Origin of the sequence: Peptoniphilus sp. HMSC062D09, from assembly GCF_001811425.1 — a bacterium.
In the GTDB taxonomy this organism is placed as follows: Bacteria; Bacillota; Clostridia; order Tissierellales; family Peptoniphilaceae; genus Peptoniphilus_A.
Window position 1 is genome coordinate 63,419 of sequence record NZ_KV804733.1, and the last position, 11,181, is coordinate 74,599.

General features: G+C 35.4%; 10 protein-coding genes. 9 read left to right on the forward strand and 1 reads right to left on the reverse strand.

From position 1 onward, the window contains the following. Positions 1–3 precede the first annotated feature (3 nt). From HMPREF2801_RS07040 to hisS, 4 genes are all read left to right on the forward strand, one after another. Positions 4–774 carry an amino acid ABC transporter permease gene (locus HMPREF2801_RS07040; RefSeq protein ID WP_070611382.1) on the forward strand — a complete coding sequence of 257 codons (771 nt, stop codon included), beginning with the start codon at positions 4–6 and terminating at the stop codon, positions 772–774. A 1-nt stretch (position 775) separates the two neighbouring features. Further along, positions 776–1,504 carry an amino acid ABC transporter ATP-binding protein gene (locus HMPREF2801_RS07045; RefSeq protein WP_070611384.1) on the forward strand — a complete coding sequence of 243 codons (729 nt, stop codon included), beginning with the start codon at positions 776–778 and terminating at the stop codon, positions 1,502–1,504. Between the two features lie 307 nt (positions 1,505–1,811). Then, on the forward strand, positions 1,812–3,296 hold the full coding sequence (locus HMPREF2801_RS07050; RefSeq protein ID WP_070611386.1) for an aldehyde dehydrogenase family protein: 1,485 nt from the start codon (positions 1,812–1,814) through the stop codon (positions 3,294–3,296). A 215-nt stretch (positions 3,297–3,511) separates the two neighbouring features. Further along, positions 3,512–4,819: a histidine--tRNA ligase gene (hisS, locus tag HMPREF2801_RS07055; RefSeq protein WP_070611388.1), complete on the forward strand. Its 1,308-nt coding sequence runs from the start codon at positions 3,512–3,514 to the stop codon at positions 4,817–4,819. A gap of 150 nt (positions 4,820–4,969) precedes the next feature. On the opposite strand, the gene HMPREF2801_RS09355 is transcribed toward hisS, so the two are convergent. Beyond that, positions 4,970–5,116 carry a hypothetical protein gene (locus HMPREF2801_RS09355; protein WP_168162844.1) on the reverse strand — a complete coding sequence of 49 codons (147 nt, stop codon included), beginning with the start codon at positions 5,114–5,116 and terminating at the stop codon, positions 4,970–4,972. A 421-nt stretch (positions 5,117–5,537) separates the two neighbouring features. On the opposite strand from HMPREF2801_RS09355, the gene typA reads away from it, so the two are divergent. From typA to HMPREF2801_RS07080, 5 genes are all read left to right on the forward strand, one after another. Beyond that, positions 5,538–7,373, forward strand: a complete 1,836-nt coding sequence (typA, locus tag HMPREF2801_RS07060) for a translational GTPase TypA (RefSeq protein WP_070611390.1) — start codon at positions 5,538–5,540, stop codon at positions 7,371–7,373. Positions 7,374–7,386: 13 nt separating this feature from the next. Then, entirely contained in the window at positions 7,387–8,850 is a 1,464-nt protein-coding gene (gene cls, locus HMPREF2801_RS07065; RefSeq protein WP_070611392.1) for a cardiolipin synthase, read from the forward strand. A 2-nt stretch (positions 8,851–8,852) separates the two neighbouring features. After that, positions 8,853–9,392, forward strand: coding sequence for a M48 family metallopeptidase (locus tag HMPREF2801_RS07070; protein WP_070611394.1), 540 nt, complete (start codon positions 8,853–8,855; stop codon positions 9,390–9,392). 8 nt (positions 9,393–9,400) lie between these two features. Further along, entirely contained in the window at positions 9,401–9,616 is a 216-nt protein-coding gene (locus tag HMPREF2801_RS07075; RefSeq protein WP_070611396.1) for a hypothetical protein, read from the forward strand. A 430-nt stretch (positions 9,617–10,046) separates the two neighbouring features. Continuing rightward, complete coding sequence (locus HMPREF2801_RS07080) at positions 10,047–10,802, forward strand: ZIP family metal transporter (protein WP_070611397.1); 756 nt, start codon at positions 10,047–10,049, stop codon at positions 10,800–10,802. Positions 10,803–11,181: the final 379 nt, after the last annotated feature.

Sequence of the window (11,181 nt, forward strand, 5' to 3'; positions counted from 1 at the left end):
AAAATGCCAGAAAGTTTTTTTGGATGGATTGGATTTTTAATAAAGGAATATGGTTCCCTCTTTATTGAGGGAACTCTTAATACCATTATAATTGCCGTTATAGGCACCTTAATTGGTTTCTTAATAGGTCTTTTAATTGCAATTATAAGGACTATAAAAGTAAATAAAAAATCTTCAGCCTTTAAGAGGGGACTTCTAAAAGTTGTAAATGCCATAATTACAGTTTACATTCAAGTTATTAGGGGAACGCCAATGATGGTACAAGCCATGATGTTTTACTACGGCTCTCTACAATATTTCAACTTAAATATGGCAGCCATGCCTTCAGCCCTTATTATTGTATCTGTAAACACAGGTGCCTACATGGCTGAAATCATAAGAGGTGGAATTATTTCTGTTGACAAGGGTCAAACTGAAGGAGCACTTTCCATAGGCATGACTCATTGGCAAACTATGACAGAAGTTGTACTTCCTCAAGCTGTAAGAAATATTATCCCATCAGTGGGCAATGAATTTATTGTAAACATAAAGGATTCTTCTGTTTTAAATGTAATTTCTGTTTCAGAATTATTCTTTATTTCAAAATCAGCAGCAGGAACTTATCTAAGATACTTCGAAGTTTTCTTTATCACAGCTTTAATTTATCTAGTGCTTACTATAACAGTGAGCCAGGCTATGAAGCTTATTGAAAGGAAAATGGATGGCGACGGAACTTACAAGATTTACGGTTCTCAATCTACAGCAGAAGTTATTGAAGTAAAGGAAGAGGTGTGACATGGAATACATTTTTGAAATAGAAAATTTGGAAAAAAGCTTTGGCGCAAATGAAGTTTTAAAGGACATAAATTTTAAAGTCAAAAAGGGCGAAGTTGTTTCAATAATTGGTTCCTCTGGCTCAGGCAAGTCAACCCTTCTTAGGTGTATAAATCTCTTGGAAGAGCCCAATGGTGGCAAGATAAAATATTATGGAGAAAATATTTTAGATGACATTTCTATAAATAATTACAGGACCAAGGTTGGCATGGTATTTCAATCCTTTAACCTCTTTAACAATATGAGCGTTCTTGAAAACTGTGTAATAGGACAAGTTAAGGTCTTGAAAAAATCTCGCCAGGAGGCAGTAAAGCTTGCAGAAGAATTTTTGCAAAAGGTTGGCATGTATCCCTTTAAGGATGCAAAACCCACATCCCTATCTGGTGGACAAAAGCAAAGAGTTGCCATAGCAAGGTCACTTGCCATGAATCCAGAAGTTCTTCTCTTTGACGAACCAACATCAGCTCTTGACCCAGAAATGGTAAATGAAGTTTTAAATGTCATGCGTGATTTGGCAGAAGAGGGACTTACCATGCTTGTGGTAACTCATGAGATGGGCTTTGCAAGAGATGTGTCTAACAGAGTTCTCTTCATGGACAAGGGAGTCATAGCAGAAGACGAGGACTCCAAGGAATTTTTCGCAAATCCAAAGACAAAGAGGGCAAAGGAATTTTTGTCCATGGTTTTATAAATTTATTAAAGGTAAAAGCTCGAAAGGGCTTTTATTTTTTTATCTTTATAGGGATACAATAAAATTTCTAGAGCTGAAATAATTTTTTAAGTGCAAAAATATTAAGAGATAGAAAAAAATTTTTTTAGATTGCAAAATGTTAAGAGATGAAAAAAATTGTGTAAGGGCAAAATTTTAGGCAAGGATAATAATTTTCCACCATGTAAAACTTTGTTAAAAAAATAATATAGGTTTTAAATAAATTATGGGGGGTATTTCTTATATAGAAGCTTTTTATGATGTATTAAATAGAGATAAGGAGTGTATTATGACAAAACCAAAAATTAAATTTGATAAAAAATACGGCCTATTTATTGGCGGAGAATTTGTTGAAGGCGAAAGTGGCGAAACACTTGATGTTTATTGCCCAGCCGATGGAGAACTTTTAGCAAAAATCACACAAGCATCTGAAAAAGATGTGGACAGAGCTGTTGAAGCTGCTTGGGAAGGCTTCAAGGACTACAAGAAGACAAATAGATATGAAAGGGCAAAAATTTTAAATAAAATTGCCGACATAATTGACGAAAATGCAGAACACCTTGCCATGGTAGAAACCCTAGACAATGGCAAGCCAATTAGAGAAACAAGAAATGTTGATATTCCACTAGCATCTGAACACTTTAGATACTTTGCAGGAGCAATTTTATCTGAAGAAGGCACTGCCAATGCCATTGACGAAAACACTTTATCAATTGTACTTCGTGAACCTCTTGGAGTTGTTGGTCAAATTATTCCATGGAACTTTCCATTCTTAATGGCAGCATGGAAATTATCACCAGCCCTAGCAGCGGGCGATGCTGTTGTAATTAAACCATCTTCAACTACTTCACTTTCCCTTCTTGAACTTATGAAGTTAATTAAAGATGTAGTGCCAAAGGGAGTAATAAATGTAGTAACTGGCTCTGGATCAAAATCTGGTGAATATTTACAACACCACAAGGGTCTTTCAAAACTTGCCTTCACTGGTTCAACTGAAGTTGGCTACAAGATTGCAAGCGCAGCAGCAGATAAATTAATTCCAGCTACACTAGAACTTGGCGGCAAGTCAGCCAATATTTTCTTTGACGACTGCGACATGGAACTTGCCATAGATGGACTTGCTATGGGAATTTTATTTAACCAAGGTCAAGTATGCTGTGCAGGCTCAAGAGTTTTCGTTCAAGAAGACATTTATGATGAATTTATAGAAAAGGCAATTAAAAAGTTTGAAGGCATTAAAGTTGGACTTCCTTGGGAAGAAGACACTCAAGTTGGTGCCCAAGTAAATAGATCACAAACTGAAAAAGTTCTCGGTTATGTAGAAGTTGCTAAAAAAGAAGGAGCAACAATTGCTGTTGGTGGCGAAAAAGCTACAAAGAATGGCACAGAAAATGGCTACTTCACAATGCCAACTCTAATCACAAATGCAAACAATGACATGAAAGTTGCAAGAGAAGAAATCTTTGGACCAGTTGCTGTTGTAATTAAGTTTAAAGACGAAGAAGATGTTATAAAAATGGCAAACGACTCAGACTACGGTCTAGCAGGCGCTGTTTGGACAAGAGACATCAACAAGGCAATAAGAGTTGCAAGAGGCGTTGAAACTGGAAGAATGTGGGTTAACACTTATAACCAACTACCTGCTGGAGCACCTTTCGGCGGCTACAAGACATCTGGTATAGGTAGAGAAAACCACAAGATGATGCTTGATGCATATTCACAAGTTAAAAATATTTTCATCAATACTTCTGAAAAACCATCAGGACTATACTAAAAACTAAGAAAAAATAGAATAATTTAAAAAGAGGGCTGTAGTAAAAACTATAGCCCTCTTTGAATTTTGTAAATAGAAAAAATTTTTTCTAGGATAAATTTTTAAAGAAAAGCAATTACTTTCATTTAATAGCATACAAAAGTACAAAAAGTAAAGAAGATGTGATAAAATAAAATCAATAAGAAATTATAAATAATAAAAATAGGAGTGATATCATGAGTATAGTGAAACCTTCAACCCTTCCAGGATTTATGGAACTGCTACCAAAGGATCAAATTCTCTTTAACGAGATGAAAGACATAATTAGAGACAATTTTGAAAAACATGGTTTCTTGCCAATAGATACGCCAGTTATAGAAAAATCTGAAGTGCTGCTCGCCAAGGGCGGCGGAGAAACTGAAAAGCAAATTTACAGATTTTCTAAGGGCGACACAGACATGTCCCTTAGATTTGACCTTACAGTTCCTCTAGCAAGATACACTGTAGAGCACATGAACGACCTATCCTTCCCTTTTAAGAGATATCAAATAGGAAAGGTGTATAGGGGCGAAAAAGCTCAAAAGGGTCGCTTTAGAGAGTTTTACCAATGCGACATCGACACAATTGGCATGGGGGAACTTTCCCTAGTAAATGATGCAGAATTTCCAGTTGTAATTTATCACACTTTTAAAGATTTAGGCTTTACAGATTTTACAATTCACCTAAACAATAGAAAGATTTTAAAGGGATTTTTCGGCTCTCTTGGCATTGAGGATTCAATGAATGTTTTGAGAACTGTAGATAAAATAGACAAAATTGGTGAAGAAAATGTTTTGTCTGAGCTTGCTGAACTTGGAGTTACAAAAGAAGCTGGCGAAAAAATTCTTGAATTTATTAAAATCAAAGGCAGTACAGATGAAATTATTAAAGCCCTAAATGATCTTAAAATTGAAAATGAAGTTTTCCTTGAAGGTCTTGACGAAATAAGTCAAGTTGTTGGATACATGAGGGACTTTGGCATTGACGAAAATTGTTTTGACATCGACCTTAAAATCGCAAGAGGACTAGATTATTACACAGGCACAGTTTATGAAACTACCCTTGATAATTATCCAAATATTGGCTCAGTTTGCTCTGGCGGAAGATACGAAGACCTTGCAAGTTACTACACTGATAAAGTTCTTCCAGGTGTTGGAATTTCCATTGGTCTTTCAAGACTTTTCTATCAATTAAATGAAGCAAAGATTATTTCTAGTGAAGAAAAATCCCTAGTTGATTTGTTGATCATCCCAATGGACGATTGTCTACACGACGGCATAAAGCTTTTAAGTGAACTATTAGAAAAGGGAGTAAAAGTTTCTGTCTACACTGAATTTGCCAAGTTAAAGAAAAAGTTTAAGTATGCAGACCAAACTAAGGTTGACTATGTAATTGTCTTTGGCGAAGAAGAAGTTAAGAGCAGAAAATATTCTTTGAAGAATATGAAGAGTGGAGATCAGGAAGAAGTAACTTTTGACGAATTAGTAGAAAAATTTAGTAAATAGGTGCGACTCCTTTGAAAAAGCTTCCTATTCGGTCGCTGGCTAAGACTTGAGTTGCTTGCTTGCAAGCTTACTAAGTCTTGCCCATGAATTTTTGCTTGCAAAAATCCATGTTCCGCTAAATCATTCGCATGCATAAGCTTCTTCATCAGTTCAGCCTTCGCATGGCTCGGCTTCACGGCTAAGACTTGAGTTGCTTGCTTGCAAGCTTACTAAGTCTTGCCCATGAATTTTTGCTTGCAAAAATCCACGTACAACTAGAACATTCCAATCGTGACTCGTCACGATTGTCATTAGCATTAAGTGCGACTCCTTTGAAAAAGCTTCCTATTCGGTCGCTTTTTCGGCAGTCGCTGCATAAGGTTCTTCATCTACTCAAACTTCCCTTCGGTCGTTTTCGTAGTGAAGACCAGTCCAATCGTGACTCGTCACGATTGTCATTAGCATTAAGTGCGACTCCTTTGAAAAAGCTTCCTATTCGGTCGCTGGCTAAGACTTGAGTTGCTTGCTTGCAAGCTTACTAAGTCTTGCCCATGAATTTTTGCTTGCAAAAATCCACGTACAACTAGAACATTCCAATCGTGACTCGTCACGATTGTCATTAGCATTAAAATTTTTTGAAGAAAAGCTTAAAAAATACAAGAAATCGTGCAACTTATGTTGCACTTTTTTTTATTTAAGCTTAAAATAGGATAGAAGTTTGAAGAAATGAGATGAGATTTTGAAAAGAGAAGATATTAGAAATATAGCAATCATTGCCCATGTCGATCATGGCAAGACTACACTTGTAGATGCACTACTTAGACAATCAGGTATTTTTAGAGATAATCAACAAGTTAACGAAAGAGTTATGGACTCCAACGACATTGAAAGAGAAAGAGGAATTACAATTCTTTCCAAAAACACTGCCGTAAACCACAATGGTGTTAAGATCAACATCATTGACACTCCGGGACACGCTGACTTTGGAGGAGAAGTTGAGCGTGTGCTTAAAATGGTTAATGGCGTTGTATTACTTGTAGATGCCTTTGAAGGTCCAATGCCTCAAACAAAATTTGTTTTGAAAAAATCTTTTGAGCTAAACCTTCCAGTTATTGTCTGCATAAATAAGGTAGACAGACCGGAAGCCAGACCTCTTGAAGTTGTAGACGAAGTTCTCGATTTATTTATTGAACTTGGCGCAGATGACGAAATCTTGGAATGTCCTTTTGTCTTTGCATCAGCAAAACAAGGTATAGCTGCCCTTGATTTAGATGATAAGATGGAATCCATGGATCCACTTTTTGAAACTATTATCAAGTACATCCCTGCACCAGAAAATAGAGACGACGAACCTTTTAAACTTTTGATTTCAACAATTGACTACAACGACTATGTTGGAAGAATTGGAATTGGCAAAATTGAACAAGGTATTATTCAAGAAAACGACAAACTTGTAAGAGTTAATAAATTAAAACCTGACTTTAAAGAAAGCATAAAAATTGCACAAATTTATGAATTTGAAGGTCTTAATAGGGTTGAAGTTGACTCATCAAGATCAGGATCTATTGTTGCAGTTACAGGCATCGAAGACATCAACATTGGCGATACTATTACATCAACTGAAGACACTGAAGGTCTTGAATTTGTAAAAATTTCTGAGCCAACAATTTCCATGAACTTTTCTGTAAATGATTCACCCTTCGCAGGTAGAGTTGGCAAGTTCTTGACATCAAGACAAATCAAAGCAAGACTTAATAGAGAACTACAAACTGATGTTGGACTAAGAGTTGAAGAAACTGACACTACTGATTCTTTTAAGGTGTCTGGTAGAGGAGAACTTCACCTTTCTGTTTTAATCGAAAACATGAGGCGTGAAGGCTACGAATTCCAAGTTTCTAAGCCACAAGTTTTATACAAGTTTGACGAAAATGGCAAGAGACTTGAGCCAACGGAAAGAGTTACAATTGATGTTGACAGTGTTTACGCAGGTTCTGTCATAGAAAAACTTGGCAGAAGAAAGGGCGAACTTGTTAACATTATTGAGCCTAATGGCGGTTACCAAAGACTTGAATTTATCATTCCTTCAAGGGGACTTATTGGTTACAGAACTGAATTTATGACTGACACAAAGGGCAGCGGAATTTTAAATTCCATCTTCGAAGCCTATGTGCCATATAAGGGCGAAATCCCAAGAAGAGTTAATGCTTCTATTGTTTCCTTTGACACAGGCGTGGCATCAACTTATGGACTTAACAATGCACAAGAGAGAGGAACTCTATTTGTTGAACCAGGGGAAGATGTTTACGAAGGTCAAGTTGTAGGTGAATCTCCAAAGGGAGTTGAAATTGAAGTTTCTGTAACAAAGGCAAAGAAGCAAACCAATGTCAGAGCTTCTGGTTCAGACGAAGCTTTGAGGCTTTCTCCCGTTAGAAAGATGAGCCTTGAAGAAGCCCTTGAATTTATTGAAGATGACGAACTTATAGAAATTACTCCAAATGAATTTAGGCTTAGAAAGAAAATCTTAGATTCACAACAAAGATACAAATCAAAGAAAAACAAAAAAAAAAAATTTTAACTAGAGGTGCACAATGTTTAATGCCTATTTTGGAATGTTTAAAAACTTTGCCCAAGTTTATTCCTTCCTATTTATTGCAAATGTATTAATTTCAGCCTTTATAATTTTATTTGACAACAAAAAACCAATATCCACCCTACTTTGGGTAATGGCTATAAATTTTTTGCCAGTAATAGGATTTATTTTCTATCTTTTTATAGGGCAAGACATATCAAAATCGAGAATATTTGACGGAAAAAATAGAGCCGACATGATTCTTGAAAAAGATTCTGAATATCAGCTTAAACAACTTAAAGAAGATTCTTTTGAATATTCTAATGATAGGACAAGGGCTCATCTTGATATGGTAGAGATGTTTAATCGTGCTGAAGATGAAATTTTATATACAAACAATAAAGTTAAAATATATAAGGAAGGGAAAAGTAAATTTGAAGACCTCTTCAAAGATTTAAAAGCAGCAAAACACACGATTTATGTGCAGTATTACATCTACAAGTCTGACGAACTTTCTACTGAATTTACAAATATATTAAAGGAAAAAGCTAGAGAAGGACTTGATGTTTACCTATTAATTGATGGTATGGGCATTAGGAAGATGACTCTTAGAGATAGGAGAGAATTAAAGGAAGCTGGAGTAAAATTTGCCATCTTCTTCCCAGGACTTATCTCAAAGATCAACACGCACATGAATTATAGAAATCACAGAAAGATTGTAGTTATAGATAAGCGAATTGGATATGTCGGTGGCTTTAATGTTGGCGACGAATATGTATCCAAGGGACCTATGGGATTTTGGCGAGACACCCATCTTAGGATAGTTGGTCCAGCAGTTAATGGACTAGCCTGGAGATTTTTCTTGGACTTTAAATTTGCTTCAAATGAACACACCAAAGGATTTACAACAGAAATTTTCCCAGAAATAGAAGATGGAATTGACATAAATATTGTAACCAGTGGGCCAGATACAAAGGCAGACTCCATAAGAAATGGCTATGAAAAACTTATAACATCTGCCAGAAAAGAAGTCTATGTTCAAACACCTTACTTCGTTCCAGATGAAGGACTTCTAAAGGCACTAAAGGTTGCAGCCCTATCAGGTGTTGAAGTTCACTTGATGTTTCCAAAGAAGAGGGACCACATCTTTGTTCACTGGGCATCTCTTTCCTTTATGGGAGAATTATTAAAGTGGGGGGCTCATGTTTACCAATATGAAGGCGGCTTTCTCCACACAAAAGTAGTAATATCAGACGACTACCTATCCAGTGTCGGCACAGCAAACTTTGACATTAGGTCTTTTGAACTAAACTTCGAAGTAAATGCCTTTTTATATGATGAAGAGATTAATAAAAAATTAAAGGAAGACTTTAAAGAAGACTTGAAGTCTTGCACAGAAATAACTCCAGAAATCTACAACAATAGGTCAAGGTTTACAAAATTTAGGGAGTCCATCTCAAGACTATTGTCACCACTTTTATAAAAATGGAAATAGAAATAAATAGAAAAAAGGTAAAAAACCTTCGAATAAAGGTAGAAGATGGTATAATAAAGGTATCGGCACCACTTAGGACAAGTGAAAAAGAAATAAAGAAATTTATTGAGACCAATAAAGATGTCATAGAGAAATTGAAGCTTGCTGATGAAAGTCGAAATAGATATAAAAATTATTTATTTGGCGAAAAAGTAAACTTTACATCAGAAGAAGACCTGGAAGAAATATATAGGCGAGAGCTAAAAAAAGTCCTTGGAGATATTTTTCCAAGATACGAAGCTCTCACAGGTTTAAGTCCAAATTCTTATGAGATAAGAAAGATGAAAGTGAGATGGGGCACTTGCTATCCCAAGAGGGGCGACATAAAGATAAATCTTTACTTAGCATCAAGACCTCTAGAAGAGATAGAAGCAGTTGTCCTTCATGAACTTGTTCACTTAAAATACTTTTATCATGACAAAAAATTTAGAGAAGAGTGCAAAAAGTATATGCCAAATTACGAAGAAATTGAAAGAAAATTAAAGAGATAGGTGATGAAATGAAAAAAGCATTAAAAATAATAGGAATAATCGCACTCGTGATAATTCTCATGAAACTTTTTAATATTTCAATATTTGTTGGAAATCAAAAAATAGATAAGAACCAAATAATAGATGGAATAAGAAATTTCAACCTTGGGGATCTCTTTGACAAAGTTTCAAATTTCTTCAATGAACTTGTAGGTGGAATAAAAAGGGCAGTAAATAGTTTGTAATTAGATTAAAATAGCACGCGTGGGCGTGCTTTTTTGGTGGAGTAAAAATTTTAAACTTTGTTTTATAATGAACAAGAGGACATACGTCAAAGGTTACTACAGATGGTTTTCCCTAATCATATAAGATTGGGGGTGATAGTATGAATAACTTTGAATTTTTAAGCTTATTGCTTATGTATTTAACTTTAATTGTAACTATCATAGCCCTATTTCAAAATAAGAAATAGAAATAAAAAAACCCACCTGTAATTTCACTGCTAGGTAGGTTTTTTAACTTACAACAGGGAAAACCGTAACTTTTACCCTAGGGGTATAAGCGGTGTCCTCTTTTTAATATTATACCATATAAAAATTATTTTTAAACAATGAGATTTTTCTTGCAACAAAAATTTTCTAAGCACTTGTGTTATAATAAAAAGCAGGTGAGAAAATGAATTTAACTTTTATAATACTTGGCTGTCTTGTGCCAGGACTTATGACTGGGGTTGGAGCAATCCCAATATTTTTTGCAAAAGATGTCAGCCAAAAGGTGCTAGATGTGCTTCTTGCAGCAGCGGCAGGAGTAATGCTTGCTGCAACTTGCTTTTCTCTTATTATACCAAGCCTTGAAGTAGGTCAAGGAAGACTTGGAGTTCTAGTTACTGGACTGGGAATATTTTGCGGTGCACTTATGCTTGATCTAATAGATAGGTATGCACCACATGAGCATTTAATAGAGAAGAAACATGAAGGAATGGATGTAAAAAATCTCTCCAAAATTTGGCTCTTTGTAATAGCAATAGCAATTCACAACTTTCCAGAGGGGCTTGCCACTGGAGTTGGCTTTGGCGGAGACAACATGTCAAATGGACTTTCTGTTGCCTTTGGTATAGCATTACAAAATATGCCAGAAGGACTTGCAGTTGCCCTTGCCCTTGTAAGGGAAGGTTATTCTCGCAAGAAGGGTTTTGCCATAGCAACCTTGACTGGTCTTGTTGAACCCATAGGAGCCTTTTTGGGAGTTTGGCTTGTGTCAATTTTTTCTTCCACACTTGGCTTTATCCTTGCCCTAGCAGGAGGAGCCATGCTCTTTGTAATTAGCGACGAAATAATACCAGAGACCCACAACAACGGCTACGAAAGAGCCGCGACTTATGGAGTTATCTTTGGTTTTATACTCATGATGTTTTTAGATTCTTTAATATGAGAAAGAGAACTTGTCGACCTGGCAAGTTTTTTTCATATATTTATACCTTTAAATGATTTTTTAATGTTGAAAAGAAAATGTAAAAGTAGTATATTCATGTTATAAACAAAAAAGGACTTGACAAGTTATGAAGAGAATTTTTAAAATCAAGACAGACAGACAGACAGACAGACAGACAGACAGCTATAAGTGTATATTCAGGCGAAAGGATAATTTCGTCTTATTTGAATATAAATTTTTATGAGCAAGAAAATTTGGCTATTTAATAGCTTTATTTTCTTGCTCTTTTTGATTTTTTAATAAAAGGAGGTTAATATGAAAAAAATAATTAAAAAATCATTGAGCTTATTTTTGAACTGACCCCCAAAAGTTGGACTAA

Coding starts and splice junctions, on each gene's coding strand:
- HMPREF2801_RS07040 (WP_070611382.1), top strand. CDS start 4: ATGCCAGAAAGTTTTTTTGGATGGATTGGATTTTTAATAAAGGAATAT.
- HMPREF2801_RS07045 (WP_070611384.1), top strand. CDS start 776: ATGGAATACATTTTTGAAATAGAAAATTTGGAAAAAAGCTTTGGCGCA.
- HMPREF2801_RS07050 (WP_070611386.1), top strand. CDS start 1,812: ATGACAAAACCAAAAATTAAATTTGATAAAAAATACGGCCTATTTATT.
- hisS (WP_070611388.1), top strand. CDS start 3,512: ATGAGTATAGTGAAACCTTCAACCCTTCCAGGATTTATGGAACTGCTA.
- HMPREF2801_RS09355 (WP_168162844.1), bottom strand. CDS start 5,116: ATGCTAATGACAATCGTGACGAGTCACGATTGGAATGTTCTAGTTGTA.
- cls (WP_070611392.1), top strand. CDS start 7,387: ATGTTTAATGCCTATTTTGGAATGTTTAAAAACTTTGCCCAAGTTTAT.
- HMPREF2801_RS07070 (WP_070611394.1), top strand. CDS start 8,853: ATGGAAATAGAAATAAATAGAAAAAAGGTAAAAAACCTTCGAATAAAG.
- HMPREF2801_RS07075 (WP_070611396.1), top strand. CDS start 9,401: ATGAAAAAAGCATTAAAAATAATAGGAATAATCGCACTCGTGATAATT.
- HMPREF2801_RS07080 (WP_070611397.1), top strand. CDS start 10,047: ATGAATTTAACTTTTATAATACTTGGCTGTCTTGTGCCAGGACTTATG.